This window comes from Variovorax sp. UC74_104, assembly GCF_044055375.1.
Taxonomy (GTDB): domain Bacteria; phylum Pseudomonadota; class Gammaproteobacteria; order Burkholderiales; family Burkholderiaceae_C; genus Variovorax.
The window spans coordinates 5297344-5316165 of the sequence record NZ_CP171978.1 but is presented as its reverse complement, the minus strand read 5'-3'; the positions used below and the strand labels follow the sequence as shown (position 1 = coordinate 5316165).

Sequence of the window (18822 nt, the reverse complement as noted above, 5' to 3'; positions counted from 1 at the left end):
CGCCTGCAGTCATGGAGAAACGTCGATGTTCACCGGGTCATTTTCACGCGCGCTGGCTGTCGCCGGCATGGCGGTGCTCGTTCTGGCGGGCTGCTCCGCCGGCGCGCCGCTGCCGCCACCGCCGCTCGACGATGCGGCCGCGCTGCAGCGCGACCAGCAGGCCTTCGTCGATGCGATGGAGCCTCGCAGCCCGGGCGGCAGCCGGCCGGTGATTGCCGTGCTCGCGTCCAACGACGGCACCGAGATGACCGACCTTCTGCTGCCTTACGCGGTGCTCGGCCGCGCCGACATCGCCGAGGTGCGCATCGTGGCACCGCGCGCCGGCCGCGTCGACCTGTTCCCCGCGCTGCAGGTGGACGGCGCGCAGGACTTCGCCGGCTTCGACCGCGCGCATCCCTCGGGTGCCGACTACGTGGTCGTCCCCGCGATGATGAAGGACGATGCGTCCGAGATCACCGCCTGGCTGCGGCGGCAGTCGCAGCAGGGCGCCCGCGTGATCGGCGTGTGTTCCGGCGCGTTGGTGGTGGGGCAGGCCGGCCTGCTCGACGGCCGGCGCTTCGCGGGCCACTGGTACGACCGCGGCACGCTGCTGAAGCGCCATGCGGGCTCGACGCACGTGCCGCACCGGCGCTACGTGGTGGATCGCGGCGTGGCCACCACCACCGGCATCACCGCGTCGGTGCCCGCGATGCTGGCGCTGGTGGAGGCCATCGGCGGGCGGGAGAAGGCCTCCGCGCTGGCGGCCGAACTCGGCGTGGCCTCGTGGAGTCCGGTGCACGACAGCACGCCCTTCGGCCTCGATGCCGGCAAGCGCTTCGCCTACCTGCTCAACAAGGCCGCATTCTGGCGCGGCGAGCGCTGGAGCGTCGAGGTGCGCGACGGCATGGACGATGTCTCGCTCGCGCTCGCCACGGATGCGTGGGAGCGCACGGGGCGCGTGCGTGTCGAGGCCGTATCGGCCTCAGGCCCGGTCAGGCTGCGCAGCGGACTGGTGCTGCTGGCCCGGCCCGCCGCCGGTGACGACGCGCCCCGGCTGCCCCTGTCGGCCACGCTCAAGCCGGTGCCGCAGCTCGACCGCACGCTGTGCGAGATCGCCGGCCGCCACGGCGGCGCCCGGCGCGACTGGGTGATGCTGGAAATGGAGTACCCGGCGCAGCAAGGCGCCGCCGCCTGCACGGGCTGACGCGCGGCGAGCCGCGTCATACTCTCGGCCGGATCGTTCGTTCCTCCCCCTGGGGGATGGGCCGAAGCCCCCACCGACAAGCCGGGAGTAGAAGAAATGATGACCGCATGCGGGCGTGCGCCCGTTGCCGCACTGGCGCTCGTGTTCTCGATGCTCATGAGCGCGTGCTCGACCCTGCCGCTACCAGTGTCGGACCGGCCCGTCGCAGCCATCGCCGACTACAGGGACACCCCGCTCGACGCGATCACGCGCAAGGTCCTGCCCGCGAACGAGCAGGCGGACGGCCGCTCGGGCTTCCAGCTCCTGCCCTACGGCCCCACGTCCTTCGCCACCCGCATCGAACTCGCGAAGCTCGCCACCCGCAGCCTCGACGTGCAGTACTACCTGCTCGCTGCCGACAACACCGGCCGCGCCCTGATGCGCGAGCTGCGCGACGCGGCGCAGCGCGGCGTGCGCGTGCGGCTTCTGGTCGACGACCTCTACACCACCGGCGAAGACGACCTGCTGCTCGCGCTCGCCAGCTATCCGAACGTGCAGGTGCGCCTGTTCAATCCGTTTCCCGGAGGGCGCGGCAGCGACCTGACGCGCTTCATCAGCTCTGGGCTGGAGTTCGGCCGCATCAACCGGCGCATGCACAACAAGCTCTTCGTGGCCGACAACGTCGCTGCCGTGGCGGGCGGGCGCAACATGGCCGACGAGTACGTGATGAATGCCTCCGGCAGCAACTTCGTCGACATGGACGTGTTCGCGGCCGGCCCGGTGGTGCGGCAGCTCTCCGACGAGTTCGACCACTACTGGAACAGCACCGTCGTCTACCCCGTGGGCCGTATCGCCAGCAGCGCGCTCACGCCCGAACAGCTGCGGCAGAACTTCGACAGGCTCACGGCCGCGGCCAGACCGCCGCAGGCGCCGCGCATCCCGCCGGACGGCAAGATCGCCAACCCCGTCGAAGGCGAGCCGTCGCTGCTGCCGCAGGAGATGGTGCCCATGCTCAACCTGCCCTTCGAGCTGGCCGAAGACCGGCTCAGCCCGCTGCTGTGGGCGCGTGCGCGGGTGCTGTTCGACCCGCTCACCAAGACCGCGGGCCTCAACGAGCGCGAGAACTCCATCAAGGGCACGGTGACCGAGGGCGTGATCCAGTGGTTCCGCACCTCGCGATCGAGCATCAAGATGGTGTCGCCGTACTTCGTGCCTTCGGACGCCGCCGTGGCCGGCCTTGCGCAGGCGCAGGCCGCGGGCGTCAAGGTCGAACTGGTCACCAACTCGCTGGCCTCCACCGACGAGCCCTGGGTGTACGTGGGCTACTGGCCGCACATCCACGAGCTGCTGAAGGCGGGCGTGGCCATCTACGAGCTGAGCCCCACGCTGAGCGTGAAGCGCGGCAAGCTCGGCATCTTCGGCCACCGCACGGGCGCCCTGCACATGAAGAACGGCGTAGTCGACCACAAGGAGGTGTTCCTGGGTTCGATGAACCTCGACCCGCGCTCGGCCCACCTCAACACCGAGCTCGGGCTCATCATCGAAAGCCCGCAGATGGCGAAGCAGCTCGATGGTTTTGCCGATGCCGGCAGCGCCTACCGCCTGCGGCTCGATGCCAGCGGCCGCAACATCGAGTGGGTCGAGGAAGACGAGAACGGCCGGCAGACGGCCTATGACGTGCCGCCCGAGACCACCGCGTGGCAGCGCTTCAAGCTGCGGCTGATCGCGCCCTTCATTCCGCAGAGCCAGCTGTAGCGCCGGCGCCGCGCCGGCAGCCGTTCACACGTTGCTGGTCGCGCGCACTTCCTCGATGCTGGTCTGCCCGGCCAGCACCTTCTCGATGCCGTCCTGGCGCAGGGTGCGCATGCCTTCCTGCAGCGCGGCCTGCTGCAGTTCTTCCGCGCGCGCACCGGTCTGCACCAGGCGCCGCAGCGACTTCGACATGCTCATCAACTCGTGGATGCCCACGCGGCCCTTGTAGCCCGTCTCGCCGCAGTGCTTGCAGCCCTTGCTGGTGTAGGTGTGCAGCCGCCCGTCACGGCCATGTCGTTGCACCCAGCCGGCCAGCACCGCCTGGCGCTGCGCCGCGTCGCGCTGCTGCTCGGGGCCGAAGGCGTGCATGTAGTCGTCCAGCAGCTCTTCGATGGCCTCGGGGCTCGCGGGCGTGCCGGTGGTGCACTGCGTGCACAGGCGCCGCACCAGCCGCTGCGCGAGCACTGCCAGCAGCGAGTCGGCGAAGTTGAACGGGTCCATGCCCATGTCCAGCAGGCGCGTGACGGTCTCGGGCGCGCTGTTGGTGTGCAGGGTCGAGAGCACCAGGTGGCCCGTCAGCGAGGCCTCGATGGCGGTCTTGGCGGTTTCCTCGTCGCGGATCTCGCCGACCATGATCACGTCCGGGTCGGCGCGCACGAAGGCGCGCAGCGCCTTGGCGAAGGTCCAGTCGATGCGCGGGTTGATCTGCACCTGCCGCAGTCCGGCCTGCGTGATTTCCACCGGATCTTCGGCGGTCCAGATCTTGCGCTCGGGCGTGTTGATGTGCATCAGCGCCGAATGCAGCGTGGTCGTCTTGCCCGAGCCCGTGGGGCCCACGCACAGCACCATGCCGTAGGGGCGCTCGACCGCCTTCGTCAGCTGCGCGAGGTTGTCGGGCGAGAGGCCCAGCCGGTCCATCGGGATGGGCTTGGCCGAGGCCAGGATGCGCATTACCACGTCTTCCAGGCCGTTGTTGGTGGGAATGGTTGCCACGCGCAGCTCGATGCGGTGCTGCGGCGAGTACTTCGCGAAGTTGATCTTGCCGTCCTGCGGATTGCGCTTCTCGCTGATGTCGAGGTCGCACATGATCTTCACGCGCGCGACGATCGCGTTGCGGTAGCTCGGCGGCAGCTCCAGGTAGGTGTGCAGCAGCCCGTCGCGCCGGAAGCGGATGCGGGTCTTCTCCTGGCCCGGATAGCTCTCGATGTGGATGTCGGAGACGCCCTCGCGGTGCGCCTCGATGATCATGCTGTTGATCATGCGCACCAGCGAGTTGTCCGACTGCTCGATGGGCGCCTCGCTCACCGTAGGCGGGGCGGAGACTTCCTTTTCCAGCGTCTGCAGCAGCTCGCTCGTGCCGGCCACATCGAAGTCCAGCGGCTGGCTGGGGTCGAGGCTGGCCGCGAAGGGGTTGGGCGCCGAGCCGGTGTGTTCGCCGATCTTCTCGTACGCCGCGTTCAGCACGCCGTCGAGGTCCAGGCACTGGCCCACCACCGGCGTGACCTTCAGCTGCGAGACGAACTCCACCTCGTCGAGCGCCGAATGCCGGCTGGTCGGATCGTCGATTGCGACGATCAGCCGCCCCTCGTGCAGCATCAGCGGCATGATCTGCAGGCGTCGCGCCACGGCATGCGGCAGCTTGCGCAGCGCCTCGGCCGCCGGTGGAAAGAGATGCAGGTTGACCAGCGGATAGCCCATCTTGCGCACCAGCGCCGTCTGCAGCTGGCCCCGGCTCACCACGCCCATGCGCACCAGCGTCTCGCCCAGCGGCACCATCGGGTCCAGCTTCTGCCGGTCCAGCCCCGCGCGAAGCTGCTCCTGCGTGACCATGCCCAGCGAGATGAGCGCCTCGCCGATACGCGCGATGGGCGTGCGGCTCTGGGCCTCCAGCGCGTTCAGCAATTGCTCCGGCATGACGACTTCGTTGATGGACATTGGGGAGGTTCTCCTGCTCGATTTCGTGCATGGATCGTAGAGCGTGATCGTGTCCATTGCCACAGGTTCGAGCTTGAGTACGCAAGTACTCAAGTTAACAACGAGTTAACTCGTGACGGCAACCGGCGGCACGGTCCGCGCGCCGGATTTCCTTCCGTCCTACGCGCAGCAGCCGCCGCCTCGTCAAACATCGACGGGATGCACCGATACGTACTTGCCACAAGTGCTCTGGTGGGCATGCTGCTCGGCTTCGCGGCGAGCGCAGAGCCCATCAAGCTGCCCGTAGACAGCGACGAGAAGGGCTCCGTCTACGTCGCCCCCAACGTCAATCCCACCGAGACATCGGCCACCGTCAACGGCGCCACCGTCGGCGTGCAGCGCCCCGACGGCAGCGGCACCTACATCGGCACCGACACCTCCACCCCCCGGCCCACCTATTCGCTGGGCGCGAGCACCGGCGGCAACGTGTCGTTCTCGGGCGGCGTGCAATCGGATGGAAAGGCCAACAACGGCGTGAAGGCCGGGGTGACGATCAAGTACTGAGAAATACCGAAGACCGCGTCGGCGGCGCCATGACCTCGCAGGTCATGGCGTGATGACGTGCCGCCGCATAGAAACGGGAGATGCGCTACATCGTTCCCGTCGCTCTCTTTCTCGTCGGCATCATCCACATCCTTCCGCTGGCCGGCGTGCTGGGCGCGGCACGGCTGCATGGCCAGTACGGCATCGGCGTCGCGGAGCCGAACCTCGAGATCCTCCTGCGGCACCGCGCGGTGCTGTTCGGGTTGCTCGGGCTGTTTCTCTGCCAAGCCGCGTTCAGGCCATCGCACCAGGCCATCGCCCTGCTCGCCGGGCTTGCGAGCGTTGCGTCATTCCTGCTGCTCGCAGCAATGGTGGGCGGGTACAACGCGCAGCTGGCCAGGGTCTTCGCGGTCGACGTGGCGGCGCTGGCGCTGCTGGTTCTTGCGGGCGGCGTTTTCCTGTACGCACAGGCCCGTGCCTGAACGGCAGCAGCGCTCAGACCAGCGTGCCGTAGACGATGAATCCGTCGTGCGTCGCGACTTTGTCGTAGAGCGTGCGGCCCGCCGTGTTGGTCACGTGCGTCTGCCAGTACACGCGATGGCCGCCCGCGAGCTTCACGCGTTCATAAACGCCGTGGATCAGCTGGCGGCCGACGCCCCTGCCGCGCTCGGAAGGAAGGGTGAACAGGTCCTGCAGGTAGCAGGTCGGCTCCAGCCGGGTGGTGCTGCGGTGAAAGAGGTAGTGGGTGAGGCCGACCAGTTGCCCGTCGCGCTCGGCGATCAGCGCATGCACGGGCTCGTAGGCGTCGAAGAAGCGCTGCCAGGTCGCCTGCGTGATCTCGTCGGCGAGGGCGGTCGGGCCTTCGCGGCCGTAGAAGGCGTTGTAGCCGTCCCAGAGCGGTTTCCATGCCGGGTAGTCGGCGACCACGGGCGGGCGGATCAGCAGGGAAGAGGTCATGTCGTCGAGTCGCGTTGAAACCTGCGATTGCAACACGAGCGGACGCAGTCCTTCCTCAGCTTTCCCGGCCTTCTATTTCTCGTCGCGCAGCCAATACCACTTGTAGAGCATGCGTTGGCCCATGCGCCGGAAGGGCGCGAAGGCGCGTGACTCCACCACGCCCAGCACGTTGGGAAACGGCAGCTGCGAGTGGTAGATGGGCAGCTCGAACACCTCCCGGCCCGCGTCCTTGCCCACCACGCGCTCCGCCAGCCGCTTGCCAGCCCAGGTCGAGAACGACACGCCGTTGCCGCCGTAGCCCACCGCGTACCAGATGCTCTTGCCGGCATCGGGCTGCGTGATGCGCGGCATCATGTCGTGGCTCATGTCGACCCAGCCCCACCACGAGTAGTCGATGCGGATACCCGCCAGCGGCGGGAACTTGCGCGCGATGGCGTCGGTGAGCAGCTTCAGGTGCACCGCGCCCTCGGCATCGGCACCGCTCACGGCGCTTCTGCTGCCGATCTGCAGCCGGTTGCCTTCGAGCAGCCGGTAGTAGAAGCGCAGCGTGCGCGTGTCGGTCATGAATGTCTTCGAACGGAAGTTGGTGACCTGCAGCTCGGCATCGGTCAGCGGCCGGGTGACCACCGAGTTCGAGAGGATCGGCATGATCCGGTTCTTCAGCGCCGGGCTGAGCGCCTGCCCGGTGTAGCCGCCGGTGCACACCGCCACGCGGCGTGCGCGCACCACGCCGCCGGGCGTGCGCAGGTGGTGCACGCCGTCGATGGTCTCCCAGCCTTGCACCGGGCTCGATGTGTGCACCTTCACGCCCAGTGCGCGCGCGCGCCGCATGAGGCCGAAGGTGAACTTCAGCGGATGGATGCCGATGCCCTCGGCCTCGTACATCGCACCGACCGTCTCGCGCTCGTCGCAGTAGTCGCTGCGCACTTCCTCCGCGCTCATCATGCGGGTGGCGTAGCCGAACTTCTCGCGCATCAACCGCGCTTCGGCATCGAGGGCGGGCAGCTTCTCCGCCCGGTGCGCGAGGTAGAGATGGCCGCCGTCGCAGGCATCGCAGTCGATCTGCGTGGTGAGGTGGCGGAAGTTCTCGAAGCCGCCGCGGATCTCGGCGTCGAGCTTCTTCGCCGTATCGAGGCCCCAGCGCTCGATCCACTGCGAGCGCTTGAGCCGGCCGCTCGCGTTCTGCCCCTGGCCGCCGCTGCGGCTCGAGCAGCCCCAGGCCGCCTGGTTGGCCTCCAGCACCGTGGCCTGTATGCCGTGCTCCTGCGCGAGGTAGAGCGCAGTCGACATGCCCGTGGCGCCCGAGCCGATGACGGCCACGTCCACGTCGATGTCGTGCATGACCGGGCCGTCGTCCTCCGGCGGCGTGCCGGCGCTGGCCACCCACCAGGTGGGTGCGTAGGCGCGGCCCGAGCCGGGGTCGGGGGCGAGCAGCGGGTCATATTGCGGGTCGTAGGGGCGCGGCGGCGCCTTGGGCTGCTGTTGGTGTGGCTGCTGGAGCGCTGCGCCGTCGATGTCCAGCCTTGCGGTGCCTGTCATGGTCATGAAGGGCTCCAATCGAAGAGGGGGAAAGGAGACCGGCGCGTCACTTCGCGGCGGGCAGGTTCGGCCGTGCCTTGCGGAACACGTTCTTCAGGTGGATCTTTCCGTCCCTGAAGGTGAAGACGTCGATGCCGTCGGTCTCGATGCGGCTGCCGTCGGCGGCGGTGCCGGTGAAGGTCCACTGCGAGGTGCCGAAGTCGCCATGCACGAAGTGCACGCCGTTGATCCATTGCGCATCGGGCACCGTGGCCCATGCGGCGGCGAAGGCCTTGCGCACCGCTTCAGTGCCGACGTGGCGCGTGCCGCAGGCCTCGGGGCCGGCTGCGGTCTGGAAGATGCAGTCGGGCGTCATGAAGCTCATCAGCGCGTCGATGTCGTGGCGGTTCCAGGCATCGCTGAAGGAGGCGAGGGTGTCGGTGGTCACTGCGGAGGCGGTCGAAGGAGAAGGCGTGGAAGGCATGTCTTTGGCCCTGAGGCTCGGGAGTTCGATGCGGCAAGGGTAGGCAGCGGGTCGTCTGCGGGATAGGGCCAGTTGCGGGGATTCGACCGAGCCAGAGCGCCACGGATGCGCCACGCATTGCACGCGCTGCCCTAAACTGCGGCGCACCATGCCCCCGAATCCGCGAGCCATCCAGTGGGCGCAGCTGTTCGCGCTGCCCGATCAACCGGCGCTGCCCCTTCAGGCCCGTCTGCGCGCCAGCGTGGTGCAGGCCATCCTCGAAGAACACCTCGCGCCCGGCGCGCCGCTGCCCTCGTCGCGCGAACTCGCCGCCCTGCTGGGGCTCAGCCGCAACACCGTCACTTCGGCCTATCTGCAGCTCATCGACGAAGGCTTCCTGGAGGCGCGCCCGCGCAGCGGCGTGTTCGTCGCGCATGGCGCCCGCCCTCTGACTGCGGTGCCCGCCGAACCGCTGGTGGGACGCAGCGGCCAGGCCAGCCAGCCGCCGGACTGGTCGGGCCGCGTGCTGCGCTCGCTGGTCGACAAGCCCACGCTGTCGAAGCCCGACCAGTGGCGCGACTATCCGTACCCCTTCGTCTACGGCAACTACGACCCGCAGCTGTTTCCCACCGAGGACTTCCGCGAATGCTGCGCGCGCAGCCTCGCTCGCTCGCAACTGCCGCACTGGACGCCCGACTTCGAGACCGACGACGTGCCTGACCTCATCGAGCAGATCCGCACGCGCCTGCTGCCCAAGCGCGGCGTGTTCGCGCTCAAGGAGGAGATCCTCGTGACCATGGGCGCGCAGCACGCCTACTACCTGCTGGCCGAGGCCCTCTTCGACGAACAGACCCGCGTGGGCCTGGAAGAGCCGGGGCATCCGCATGCGCGCAACAGCTTTTCGTTGCGGCAGCCGAAGTGGGTGGAGGTGGATGTGGATGAAGACGGGCTGGTGGTCGATGCGTTGCCCGCTGCCGACTACCTGTTCGTCACGCCTTCCCACCAGAGCCCGACGACCGCGACGCTGAGCCTGGAGCGGCGGCAGTGGCTGCTGCGCAAGGCCGAGCTGCAGGACTTCGTGATCATCGAGGACGACTACGAGGCGGAGAACCTGTATGAAGGCACGCCCATGCCTGCGCTCAAGAGTCTGGACAAGACGGGGCGGGTGATTTACGTGGGGTCGGTGTCGAAGAGCCTTTCGCCTGCGCTGCGGCTGGGGTTCATCGTTGCGCCTCGTGCGCTCATCAAGGAGCTGAGGGTGATCCGGCATGCGATGGTGCGGCATCCGAGTGCCTTTCTTCAGCATGCCTATGCGCTGTTTCTTTCGCTGGGGCACCACGAGTCGCATGCGCGGCGCGTCAATCACGCGATGCAGGAGCGGCTGGCCATTGCGGCGCAGGCGCTGCGGGAGCACTTGCCGGATTTCGAGTTTCGGCTGCCTTCCGGAGGGGCTTCGATATGGGTGCAGGCGCCTACTTGGGTGGATGCTACTGAGCTGGCTTTGATGGCTCGCAGCCATGGGGTTTTGATCGAGGCTGGGGATGTGTTCTTTGCTCGGGCTCCTTATCCATGTCCGTTTTTTCGGTTGAGGTTGTCTTCTATTGCTGCTGGGCAGATTCCGGCGGGGATTCGGGCGTTGGCTTTGGCTGTGGGGGAGTTGGCTTTGGCTCGTGGTGAAGTTCGATCTCTTGGCGGGTTTACTCACTGAGGTTGGGTTGCTTCCCCGAGGCCGGGACTCGCCCCGGCAGGCGACCTACTTTTCTTTGCTTCGCCAAAGAAACGTAGGCAAAAGAAAGGCGACCCCACTGTCTGCGACCCTCCGCTTCGCTACGGGCAACCTGCGGTGCTCGCGTTTCGCGGGGTCTCGCAGAACTCGCTTCGCTCAAACAGCTGCGAGCCCTTGTCCGCGAAACGCTGCGCTCCTCGGCGCAGCCAGAGGGGAGGGGGAACGAGCGGGCCTTTGCTTCGCTCGGCCACCAAGGCACGGCAGGCGCTTCGCGCCCGCCGTGCTTGGAATGGGACGGTGGGATGTTGGGGCGGTGAGGTCGTTGGGCCCGCGTGCCGTGTGGGGGCGCTGCGAAGGACGAGGGCATGCGATTGAGTTCGTGACCCCCATTCGTGGCCGAGCAAAGCGAAGGCCAGTCCAGGCAGTTCCAAAAGCCGAGCGAAGCGATGGCGCGGGTCGCTCCCTTCTGGCTGCGCCGAGGAGCGCAGACGTAGGAGGGATAAGGGCCGCAGCTGTTCGAGCGCAACGCAGTGGAGCGAGTTCTGCGGACCCCCTCCTACGTCGAGCACCGCAGGTTGCCCGTAGCGAAGCGAAGGGACGCAGACGGTAGGGTCGCCTTTCTTTTGCCTACGTTTCTTTGGCGAAGCAAAGAAAAGTAGGTCGGCCGCCGGGCCGAGACCCGGCCTCGGGAAGCAACCACCCAGCAGCGTCTCACTAGACAAAGCCAACTTCCAAAGTGCACCTCCCCCGTGCAGAACGCACCACAACAAGGGTATTCACTCACCGACTGGCTCCATCCCCACCCCCGTGCTGGTACTTCCTGGCCGCAACCGATAGGTGCAAAGTCCCAGCGAGATTCACCCACCGGAGAACCCGATGACGATGTCCCGCCGTGTCCCCCTCCAGTTCGCCCTGCTGGCCACCACCCTGGCGGCCCTTTGCGGCACAGCCTCCGCCCAGCAGGCCAAGGAAGTCACCTTCGCCCACCAGGACATGCTGGTCCCCCTGCGCCTGGTCATGGAATCCGGCGAGGTCGAGAAAGCCACCGGCTACAAGATCAACTGGCGCATGTTCGCAGGCGGCGGCGACGTGATCCGTGCGATGGCTTCAGGCGACGTGCAGATGGGTGAAACCGGCTCCAGCCCGCTGACGGCCGCGGCGAGCCAGGGGCAGGACATCAAGCTGTTCTGGATCTCCGCCGACATCGCGAACGCCGAGGCGCTGATCGCCCGCAATGCGTCGGGCATCAACAGCATGAAGGACCTGGCGGGCAAGAAGGTGGCCACGCCCTTCGTGTCGACCGCGCACTACCAGCTGATGGCTGGCATGAAGATGGACGGGGTCGATGCCAAGAGCGTGAACGTGATGAACATGCGCCCGCCGGAGATCGCGGCGGCGTGGGAGCGTGGCGACATCGACGCCACTTTCATCTGGGACCCGGTGCTCTCCAAGATCAAGTCCACCGGCAAGACCATCGCCACCTCGGGCAGCATCGGCGCGCGCGGTGCGCCGACCTTCGAGGGCATCGTGGTCAATGCCAAGTGGGCAGCGGCCAACGAGGCCTTCATGGTCGCGTTCGTGAAGGCGCTCAACCGCGCGAACGAGGAGTACAAGGCCACAGGCAAGAGCTGGACGCCCGATTCGCCGCAGACCAAAGCGATGGCCAAGTGGACGAAAGCCGACCCGAAGGACGTGGGCCCGGCCATGGCGCTCTATTCGTTCCCGACCATGACCGAGCAGGTTTCGCCCACGTGGCTGGGCGGAGGCGCGGCCAAGGCGATGGCGAACACGGCCGCCTTCCTGAAGGAGCAGGGGCGGGTGCAGGAGGTGAAGCCCGACTACAGCGCCTACGTGACGACGGCGTACGTCGAGAAGGCCATGGGCAAGTGAACCGGGGCGGTACCACATGCCCACGCTCGACATTCGCGACCTGACGGTCAACTACGCAGTCAAGGGCGGCACGCTCCAAGCGCTGGCGCCGGTGAACCTCACGATGCACGACGGCGATTTCGTCGTCGCGCTCGGCGCCTCGGGCTGCGGCAAGACCACGCTGCTCAACAGCATCGCGGGCTTCCTGCCGCCATCGACCGGCGAGATCCTGCTCGACGGCAAGCCGGTGGCCGGCCCAGGTGCCGACCGCGGCGTGGTGTTCCAGAAGCACGCACTGATGCCATGGCTCAACGTGCGCGACAACGTGGCGCTGGGCCTTCGGCTCGCCGGCATGGGCAAGGCCGAGCGCGACCGCATCGCCGAAGAGAAGCTGAACCTCGTCGGCCTGCAGAAGTACGCCGACCGTGCGGTGTACGAGCTCTCGGGCGGCATGCAGCAGCGCGTGGGCATTGCGCGCGCACTGGCAAGCGACCCGGCCGTGCTGCTGATGGACGAGCCCATGGGTGCGCTCGATGCGTTCACGCGCGAGCAGGTGCAGGAGATTCTTCTGCAGGCCTGGTCCAAGTCGAACAAGATGGTTTTCTTCATCACCCACTCGGTGGAGGAGGCGCTTTTCCTTGCCACCCGGCTGATCGTGATGAGCCCGAGCCCGGGGCGCATCTCGCACGTCTATGACGACGTGCCGTTCTCGCGCCAATACCTGTCGCACGGCGATTCGCGCAAGGTGAAGTCGGAGCCTGATTTCATCCGCATGCGCGAGGAGGTCTTGTCGATCATTCATCATCGCGAGGCCGCTCATGCCTGAGGTGTCGATCGCATCCCCCGTCGCCATGACGCCAACATCTTCCAAGCCCGCCGCATCGCCGACGCCTGCAACACCGCCGGCAGCGGGCACCAAGCTCAAGACCAGCTCCTTCAAGGTGCCGGGCGAAGGCTCCAGCGTGACCATCAGCGTGGTCACGGTGGTGGCGCTGGTGGCCCTGTGGTTCCTCGTCACGAACATGGGCTGGGTGAAGCCGCTCTTCCTGCCGACGCCGCAGGCGGTGTTCCAGCAGTTCTACGAATACCTCACCGGCCAGGCCAACGACAAGCCGCTGTGGCAGCACTTCCTGGCGAGCATGTTCCGCGTGTTCTCGGCCTTCCTGCTGGCCTGCGTCACGGCCATTCCGGTGGGCATCGCGATGGGCATGAGCCGCTTCTGGCGCGGCATCTTCGATCCGCCGCTGGAGTTCTACCGGCCGCTGCCGCCGCTGGCGTACCTGCCGCTCATCATCATCTGGTTCGGCATCGACGAACTGCCGAAGGTGCTGCTGATCTTCCTGAGCTGCTTCGCGCCGCTGGCGCTGGCCGCGCGCTCGGGCATGCGCAGTGCGTCGCAGGAGCAGATCAACGCGGCTTACTCGATGGGCGCGAGCTACATGCAGGTGATACGCCACGTGATCCTGCCCTCGGCGCTGCCCGACATCCTGGTGGGCATGCGCATCGCCATCGGCTTCGGCTGGACCACGCTGGTGGCCGCCGAGATGGTGGCGGCCAACATGGGGCTGGGTCAGATGGTGCTGAACGCGTCGAACTTCCTGCGCACCGACATCGTGATCATGGGCATCATCGTCATTGGCGTGGTGGCGTATCTTTTCGACCTGCTGATGCGGTGGCTCGAGCGCCGGCTTGTGCCTTGGAAAGGGCGCATGTAACGGGTGGCGGCGGTGCCACCGTCACGGGCACCGGCGGCGGCAGGGCAGGGCCTTCGGTGAGCGCGTCCATCGACTGCTGGAGGTAGTCGAGCATCGCGCGCATCGCGGCGCTGTTGTGGCGTCGCTGCGAGTAGGCCGCGTACAGCCAGTGTTCGCGCGGCATGTGCTCGCGCAGCACCGGCACCAGCGCCCCGCGTTCCAGGTGCGACTGTGCCAGCGGCTCCGGCACGTAGGCCACGCCCACGCCGCGCAGCGCAAGTTCGATCAGCGCGACGGCATCGTTGGCCTCCATGCGGCTGTGCACGGGCACTTCATGAGCCTGGCCGTTGGTCTCGAAGGGCAGGTTGGTGGTCTGCTTGGCAGAGAAGCTCAGCACGTCGTGGCGGCCCAGGTCTTCGGGCACCTGCGGCATGCCGCGCTGCGCCCAGTAGGAAGGCGCTGCGCACACCACCATGTCGAACTGCACGAGGCGGCGCACGATCAGGTTCATGTCGTCGATGCGCCCGCCGGTCAGGTGGATGTCGATGCCTTCCTCGATCAGGTCGAGGTCGTCGTTGGTGAACACCAGGCTTACGTACACGTCGGGGTAGAGCTTGATGAAGCCCGCGATCACGTCCGAGAGCCAGCCCGCGATCAGCCCGTGCGGCGCGCTCATGCGCAGGCGCCCTTGCGGATGGGCGCCATGCGCCTGCAGGTCGTTGAGCGTGTTCTCGGCCATCGTCACCAACTCGGTGCTGCGGTCGAGCAGCACCTGGCCGGCATCGGTGAGGCTCAAGGAGCGGGTGGATCGGTTGAGCAGCCGCACGCCGCTGCGGGTTTCGAGTTCGGCCACGTAGCGGCTGACAGTGGCTTTCGACATGCCCAGCGAGATCGCCGCGCGGGAGAAGCTGCGGCGAAAGGCGACTTCGCGAAATGTTTTGATGAGGTCGAGGCCGTCCATGGTGGCCGGATTGTTCCAGCTTCCGGGATGAGGCCGTCGGGTGTAGGGGCATACCGGAGGCCGTGGCTATACTGCGCGGGTCACGCCGGAAAAAGGCGTGGTCGGGATTGGTCTCCCGAGTCACCTCTGCAAAGCAAGCCGTAGTCACCCTCGCCGGGTCTGCGGCTTTGCCATTCGTGCTCCCAGTTTTTGGCGGCTCGACGGGCGGGCGCAAGCCCGGCCGGTTCTCGCAAGAGGTGCCCGGTAGACCAACTCGTCGAGCTGCCGCCCTCGATTGGTCTCGAGAGCGGCGGTTTCCGCAAACCGCACCTCTTGGAGGCCATTGATGGCTGCATCCACTTCTCGCGCGTCCGCGCGTGTCTCTTCGTTCCCCGAATCTCAAGAATCCACCAGCGTCGAATCGCTCGCGCTGCAGGCCTGCGACGACGTCGAGAGCCTGCACGAGGTGCGGCACGCCTACGCTGGCCTCGAAAGACTCATCGGCCCCCAGCGCGTGAACGATGCGGAGGAGGTCTGCTCCAGCCGCTCCGAACTCAGCGCGCTGGTGCGCGTCGTCAACGACGAACTGCGCCGGCGCATCGAGGCGGCCGAGGGCACGCTGCGTTCACTACGCGCAGCCGTGGCGGCTAGATCGAGCCCCCGGGTCGCGGCCTTGAGCGTCGCGGCCGCGCGCGTCGTGCATCCGAGCTTCTGGAACAGGCGCTCGACATGGGTGCGCACCGTGCTCGGGCTGATGCCGAGCACGCGAGCCACTTCCTTCGTGTTGTGGCCCTGGCTGATGCAGCGCAGCACCTCCAGCTCTCGCTGCGAGAGCGACGCATCGCCTTGCGCCTGCACGGCGGGCTTAGGCGAAGTGCCCGGCATCACGCATGCGAGCAGGGCAGTGACGACTTCCGTATCGAATCGGCCTGCCGCGGCATCTTCCTGTAGGCGGTCGAGCGCCTGCGTTTGCGTGAACTCGTCCCGCCACGGACGGCGGGTGCGGTGCGACTGCCAATGCTGGGCCGCCGCGACGATCTGCCCTTCCAGCGGCATCGCGGAGCCCGAGCGTCCACGGAAGTAGCCCGAGCCGTCGCGCCGCTCGAAGGCGAAGGACGCGATCTCCGCTTCCGCCGCAAGGCCGTCGATCTGCCCCGCCGCGCGGGAAGTCCAGTACGGCGCGAGCCGCACGCGCTCCAGCGAAGAGGCGGGCAGCGGCTCGGGCGCATTCCAGATCGCATTGGGAACGGCAGCCCGCCCGATGCCATGGATCAGGCCTGCCTTGTAGGTGCGATGGCACGCCACCTCGTCCAGGCCGAGCTGCACGGCGCAGTCGCGCGCCAGCCGGGCCACGCTGCGCGAGTAGCCCGTCATCCAGGGCAGCTTGAGGTCGATCACGTCGCCGACCAGTTCCAGGCCCATGTGCTGAAGCATCGATGCGGGCTGCTCGGTGGGCGCGGTCCATGGCGCGACGGGGGCATCCAGCTCTTTCATCCATGCAGCGGCATGGGGCGCGCTCGCGTCGACGAGGAAGGCCGGGTAGAGGCTGTCCGCACGCCCGCGCGCGAGCGTGAGCGCCTCGTCGACGCCGTAGAGGCGGCCGAAGATTTCGAGATCGCTCGCCAGCGCCACCACATAGGTCGCGAGCGGAACCTCGTCGCCCTGCAGCACGCCGGGAATGCCGCTGCCGTCGTACGCCTCGAACACCGTGCGCAATGCGGCTTCGGTCTCTCGGCTCAACCCCAGCATGTTCGCGATGTCGCCCGCGATCTCGCAGTGGATGTCCGCCATGGCCAGCACCGCGTCGGGCACCGGGCCGCCGATGGGCGGCTGGCGCACGCGGGGTGCCGGCGACGCGAGCATGGCGCGCCGGCCCTGCACGTCATCTTCGAGAAAGTCCGCGAACTCCTGCGCATTGGCCGTGCAGCCCGACCAGCGCAGCAGCGCGACATGCCGCACGGCCTCGATCTGGCGAGCGTCGCACCCGGCTTCTGCCGCGATCTTCCCCGCAAGCCATGCCGTGCGCAGCGAATGATCGGTCGGCTGGCCCATGCTCAGGTCGCCGATGAAGGCCAGCGCGCGGACCGCGTCGAAAACGGTGATGGTCGTCGTGTCGTCGGACATGGGGAGTGGGTCGCCGCAGGGGCAGGCAGACAGGCACGCAGCATCGCACAGTTCATGGGCCCGTGTCGGTCATCCGACGGATACCGCGTGCGGCGCCGACGCGGAAGAATCGTTGCACCGTTCGCTCTCCGAGGGCGGCAAACCTTGCAACTTGCGGCTCCTGCCGCCTTTCCTTCCATGTCAGACATCCTGAAAACCGAACCCCAGCGCGCCGCCTGGCTGCGCAACTACTACCTGGCCCGTGCCGCCTTTTCCTTCGCGTGGGTCGCGGCAGTCTTCACCGTCGCCAGGCAGTCGCCAGCCCTGGCAGCCGCGCTGCTGCTCGTCTACCCCGCCTGGGACGCCTTCGCGAACCTGCTGGACGTCAGGATGACGGGCGGCGCCAAGGCCAATGCCACGCAGCTGATCAACATCTGGATCAGCGCGCTGGTCACGCTCGCAGTTGCCATATCGCTGGTGCTGAAGCTACAGATCGTGCTGGCGATCTTCGGGGCCTGGGCCATCGTTGCAGGCCTGCTGCAGCTTGCGACGGCGGTGCGTCGCCGCAAGGACAACGGCGGGCAGTGGGTGATGATGCTCAGCGGGGCGCAGTCGGCGCTGGCCGGTGGGTTCTTCGTGGCGCAGCAGGGTGGTAGCGCGCCTGTCTTGCAGACGCTGGGTGGCTATGCGGCGGTTGGGGCTGTGTACTTCCTGATTTCTGGGGTGATTGTTCTGGCTCGAGAGACCAAGCGAGGGGCTCGGGGGCTTGTTTCCGGGAAGAGTTGAGGGTGGTGTTGCTCGAAGAGGTAGTTGCGAGCGAGGGGCGGCGTTGGTCCCGAAGGCGAAGTTCACTATGGCGCAAAGCAGCCGTTGAGCACTGACATCTAAGGGCCACTCGACGAAAGATCGAGCAGCGCTGCCTTCATCGCTACCAGAAGAAGCCACGTGCATCCGGGATAAAAAGACCAATCGCAAACCATACGGTGTGGCAAACCCAGAAAACCAGAACGTACAGAGCGATTTGCTCGGAGGTCCAACTGTAAGACCACAGCCAGTCAATGATGAAAAACGAGCGCCAGCCTTCGAACCATGAAGCTCCCCCGCCCCAGACCACCCACCAGACGAAGGCCGTGTTTGAGACGTACAAGAGGACCCAAAGGATGAAGTTCATGACACCTTGCGCACGCTGGACGTGAAGCTCATTGCTCGGTGTCGGCCGCCGCGACCGGGCGACCAGTCCAGCAAAAGAGACGTTGTGAATACTACTTGAGCGGTCGTGCTGAGCGAGCACTTGTGGCCGAAGTCCGTCGTCCTGCTGCCGACTGTCCTGCGCTCATGGTCTATTGACCAACTGCATGTATCGCCAGACACCCCAAACCACGCCCACGGCGATACCGACTGCGACGCTCCAGCCTACCGGAACACCAGCGATGAAGCTCAGAAAAAGCATCAACGCGACCGATGCGAGACCAATGTAGGTCAATGTGATGAGGTCAAGGCGTGCGAGCTCTTTTGCGTCCTCGGAGAATGCGCGGTTGCTGTGACCGCGCTTGCGGCGCTGCCTTCTGAAGAGAACAACGTCAACGATGAACTCGAAGATTCCGACGACGAAGTCCGTCAGCAAGCTGAACATGAAGCCCCTTTGAATGTCCGCAATTGGCCCGACTGTAGCCGGTCACAGTCTGCTGAATTCTTGCGCCGGTGGAGCTCGCGTTCAGGCTGCTCAAAAATTGGCTGCGCGATGGGGCGCTGAAAGCTCTCGCTCGCCTTTCCAATCGTGGCCGCGCGGGAAGTCCAGCACGGCACGATGCCGCTGCCGTCGGGAGCTCACCGGGAATGTCAGGTCTTGCTGTCAGCCCGGCTTCGCTTCAGCCGGCGAATCTCGGCCAACTGGAATTTGAAGGCTTCCACCGCCTCCTTGGCGTCGGGATCCCAGGTGTCCGTCTTCATGTGCGAAAGAACAGCCTCCAGCGCATCTCCGAGCTGGCCAATCTGGCGTCCGTAGCTTCCCACGTCGTCCAGGATCTGCTGCTCGAGAGCGGGGTCTGACGACTTGCCCATGTTGATGTTGATGAACCCAAGCTGCCCATTGGAAATCCGGGTCCACCAGTTCCAGGGGTTGATGTCCTGGCGCACATTGCCGGAGAGCGGCAAGTAAAAGTTCGGCATGGAGATCCTCCT

General features: G+C 66.8%; 18 protein-coding genes. 9 read left to right on the top strand and 9 right to left on the bottom strand.

Features of this window, described 5'->3' with window-relative positions:
- The first annotated feature begins 25 nt into the window (after nt 1-25).
- A complete protein-coding gene (locus ACHMXA_RS24960; RefSeq protein WP_395316707.1) occupies nt 26-1183 on the top strand; it encodes a DJ-1/PfpI family protein in 1158 nt (385 codons plus the stop codon).
- A 96-nt stretch (nt 1184-1279) separates the two neighbouring features.
- Entirely contained in the window at nt 1280-2917 is a 1638-nt protein-coding gene (locus ACHMXA_RS24955; protein WP_395316706.1) for a phospholipase D family protein, read from the top strand.
- 24 nt (nt 2918-2941) lie between these two features.
- Here the strand turns inward: ACHMXA_RS24955 and ACHMXA_RS24950 are convergent, their stop codons facing one another.
- Nucleotides 2942-4849, bottom strand: a complete 1908-nt coding sequence (locus tag ACHMXA_RS24950) for a GspE/PulE family protein (protein WP_395316705.1) — start codon at nt 4847-4849, stop codon at nt 2942-2944.
- Between the two features lie 237 nt (nt 4850-5086).
- Here ACHMXA_RS24950 and ACHMXA_RS24945 point away from each other — a divergent pair, with 237 nt between their 5' ends.
- A complete protein-coding gene (locus ACHMXA_RS24945; protein WP_395321369.1) occupies nt 5087-5392 on the top strand; it encodes a hypothetical protein in 306 nt (101 codons plus the stop codon).
- Nucleotides 5393-5472: 80 nt separating this feature from the next.
- On the top strand, nt 5473-5853 hold the full coding sequence (locus tag ACHMXA_RS24940) for a phosphopantetheine adenylyltransferase (protein ID WP_395316704.1): 381 nt from the start codon (nt 5473-5475) through the stop codon (nt 5851-5853).
- Between the two features lie 13 nt (nt 5854-5866).
- Here the strand turns inward: ACHMXA_RS24940 and ACHMXA_RS24935 are convergent, their stop codons facing one another.
- From ACHMXA_RS24935 to ACHMXA_RS24925, 3 genes are all read right to left on the bottom strand, one after another.
- Nucleotides 5867-6328 carry a GNAT family N-acetyltransferase gene (locus ACHMXA_RS24935; RefSeq protein ID WP_395316703.1) on the bottom strand — a complete coding sequence of 154 codons (462 nt, stop codon included), beginning with the start codon at nt 6326-6328 and terminating at the stop codon, nt 5867-5869.
- Nucleotides 6329-6400: 72 nt separating this feature from the next.
- A complete protein-coding gene (locus ACHMXA_RS24930) occupies nt 6401-7867 on the bottom strand; it encodes an FAD-dependent oxidoreductase (protein ID WP_395321367.1) in 1467 nt (488 codons plus the stop codon).
- A gap of 46 nt (nt 7868-7913) precedes the next feature.
- A complete protein-coding gene (locus tag ACHMXA_RS24925) occupies nt 7914-8330 on the bottom strand; it encodes a nuclear transport factor 2 family protein (protein WP_395316702.1) in 417 nt (138 codons plus the stop codon).
- Between the two features lie 148 nt (nt 8331-8478).
- Between ACHMXA_RS24925 and ACHMXA_RS24920 the strand changes: the two genes are divergently transcribed.
- The 4 genes from ACHMXA_RS24920 to ACHMXA_RS24905 all read left to right on the top strand — a co-directional run bounded on the left by ACHMXA_RS24920 (nt 8479) and on the right by ACHMXA_RS24905 (nt 13619).
- Nucleotides 8479-10017: a PLP-dependent aminotransferase family protein gene (locus ACHMXA_RS24920; protein WP_395316701.1), complete on the top strand. Its 1539-nt coding sequence runs from the start codon at nt 8479-8481 to the stop codon at nt 10015-10017.
- A gap of 894 nt (nt 10018-10911) precedes the next feature.
- Nucleotides 10912-11925, top strand: coding sequence for a taurine ABC transporter substrate-binding protein (gene tauA / locus ACHMXA_RS24915; protein WP_395316699.1), 1014 nt, complete (start codon nt 10912-10914; stop codon nt 11923-11925).
- A gap of 16 nt (nt 11926-11941) precedes the next feature.
- Complete coding sequence (locus ACHMXA_RS24910; RefSeq protein WP_395316697.1) at nt 11942-12730, top strand: taurine ABC transporter ATP-binding protein; 789 nt, start codon at nt 11942-11944, stop codon at nt 12728-12730.
- Between the two features lie 25 nt (nt 12731-12755).
- The gene (locus ACHMXA_RS24905) at nt 12756-13619 is read left to right on the top strand and encodes an ABC transporter permease subunit (RefSeq protein ID WP_395316695.1); all 864 of its coding nucleotides are present in this window, start codon (nt 12756-12758) and stop codon (nt 13617-13619) included.
- Here the strand turns inward: ACHMXA_RS24905 and ACHMXA_RS24900 are convergent.
- On the bottom strand, nt 13537-14559 hold the full coding sequence (locus tag ACHMXA_RS24900) for a LysR family transcriptional regulator (RefSeq protein WP_395316694.1): 1023 nt from the start codon (nt 14557-14559) through the stop codon (nt 13537-13539). The two genes, ACHMXA_RS24905 and ACHMXA_RS24900, sit on opposite strands and share 83 nt — an antisense overlap.
- A gap of 456 nt (nt 14560-15015) precedes the next feature.
- The gene (locus ACHMXA_RS24895) at nt 15016-16662 is read right to left on the bottom strand and encodes an HD domain-containing phosphohydrolase (protein WP_395316693.1); all 1647 of its coding nucleotides are present in this window, start codon (nt 16660-16662) and stop codon (nt 15016-15018) included.
- Nucleotides 16663-16839: 177 nt separating this feature from the next.
- On the opposite strand from ACHMXA_RS24895, the gene ACHMXA_RS24890 reads away from it, so the two are divergent.
- On the top strand, nt 16840-17427 hold the full coding sequence (locus ACHMXA_RS24890) for a DUF308 domain-containing protein (RefSeq protein WP_395316691.1): 588 nt from the start codon (nt 16840-16842) through the stop codon (nt 17425-17427).
- A 142-nt stretch (nt 17428-17569) separates the two neighbouring features.
- Here ACHMXA_RS24890 and ACHMXA_RS24885 read toward each other — a convergent pair whose 3' ends face one another.
- The 3 genes from ACHMXA_RS24885 to ACHMXA_RS24875 all read right to left on the bottom strand — a co-directional run bounded on the left by ACHMXA_RS24885 (nt 17570) and on the right by ACHMXA_RS24875 (nt 18810).
- Nucleotides 17570-17812: a hypothetical protein gene (locus ACHMXA_RS24885; protein ID WP_176662689.1), complete on the bottom strand. Its 243-nt coding sequence runs from the start codon at nt 17810-17812 to the stop codon at nt 17570-17572.
- Nucleotides 17813-17974: 162 nt separating this feature from the next.
- Nucleotides 17975-18274: a hypothetical protein gene (locus tag ACHMXA_RS24880; protein ID WP_395316690.1), complete on the bottom strand. Its 300-nt coding sequence runs from the start codon at nt 18272-18274 to the stop codon at nt 17975-17977.
- 206 nt (nt 18275-18480) lie between these two features.
- The gene (locus tag ACHMXA_RS24875) at nt 18481-18810 is read right to left on the bottom strand and encodes a hypothetical protein (RefSeq protein ID WP_395316689.1); all 330 of its coding nucleotides are present in this window, start codon (nt 18808-18810) and stop codon (nt 18481-18483) included.
- Nucleotides 18811-18822: the final 12 nt, after the last annotated feature.

Bases quoted from the DNA above. Each gene is read 5' to 3' on its own strand.
- ACHMXA_RS24895 (WP_395316693.1), bottom strand. From the start codon at position 16,662: ATGTCCGACGACACGACGACCATCACCGTTTTCGACGCGGTCCGCGCG.
- ACHMXA_RS24930 (WP_395321367.1), bottom strand. From the start codon at position 7,867: ATGACAGGCACCGCAAGGCTGGACATCGACGGCGCAGCGCTCCAGCAG.
- ACHMXA_RS24925 (WP_395316702.1), bottom strand. From the start codon at position 8,330: ATGCCTTCCACGCCTTCTCCTTCGACCGCCTCCGCAGTGACCACCGAC.
- ACHMXA_RS24875 (WP_395316689.1), bottom strand. From the start codon at position 18,810: ATGCCGAACTTTTACTTGCCGCTCTCCGGCAATGTGCGCCAGGACATC.
- ACHMXA_RS24885 (WP_176662689.1), bottom strand. From the start codon at position 17,812: ATGAACTTCATCCTTTGGGTCCTCTTGTACGTCTCAAACACGGCCTTC.
- ACHMXA_RS24960 (WP_395316707.1), top strand. From the start codon at position 26: ATGTTCACCGGGTCATTTTCACGCGCGCTGGCTGTCGCCGGCATGGCG.
- ACHMXA_RS24950 (WP_395316705.1), bottom strand. From the start codon at position 4,849: ATGTCCATCAACGAAGTCGTCATGCCGGAGCAATTGCTGAACGCGCTG.
- ACHMXA_RS24945 (WP_395321369.1), top strand. From the start codon at position 5,087: ATGCTGCTCGGCTTCGCGGCGAGCGCAGAGCCCATCAAGCTGCCCGTA.
- ACHMXA_RS24905 (WP_395316695.1), top strand. From the start codon at position 12,756: ATGACGCCAACATCTTCCAAGCCCGCCGCATCGCCGACGCCTGCAACA.
- ACHMXA_RS24920 (WP_395316701.1), top strand. From the start codon at position 8,479: ATGCCCCCGAATCCGCGAGCCATCCAGTGGGCGCAGCTGTTCGCGCTG.
- ACHMXA_RS24955 (WP_395316706.1), top strand. From the start codon at position 1,280: ATGATGACCGCATGCGGGCGTGCGCCCGTTGCCGCACTGGCGCTCGTG.
- ACHMXA_RS24935 (WP_395316703.1), bottom strand. From the start codon at position 6,328: ATGACCTCTTCCCTGCTGATCCGCCCGCCCGTGGTCGCCGACTACCCG.
- ACHMXA_RS24910 (WP_395316697.1), top strand. From the start codon at position 11,942: ATGCCCACGCTCGACATTCGCGACCTGACGGTCAACTACGCAGTCAAG.
- ACHMXA_RS24880 (WP_395316690.1), bottom strand. From the start codon at position 18,274: ATGTTCAGCTTGCTGACGGACTTCGTCGTCGGAATCTTCGAGTTCATC.
- tauA (WP_395316699.1), top strand. From the start codon at position 10,912: ATGACGATGTCCCGCCGTGTCCCCCTCCAGTTCGCCCTGCTGGCCACC.
- ACHMXA_RS24900 (WP_395316694.1), bottom strand. From the start codon at position 14,559: ATGGACGGCCTCGACCTCATCAAAACATTTCGCGAAGTCGCCTTTCGC.
- ACHMXA_RS24940 (WP_395316704.1), top strand. From the start codon at position 5,473: ATGCGCTACATCGTTCCCGTCGCTCTCTTTCTCGTCGGCATCATCCAC.
- ACHMXA_RS24890 (WP_395316691.1), top strand. From the start codon at position 16,840: ATGTCAGACATCCTGAAAACCGAACCCCAGCGCGCCGCCTGGCTGCGC.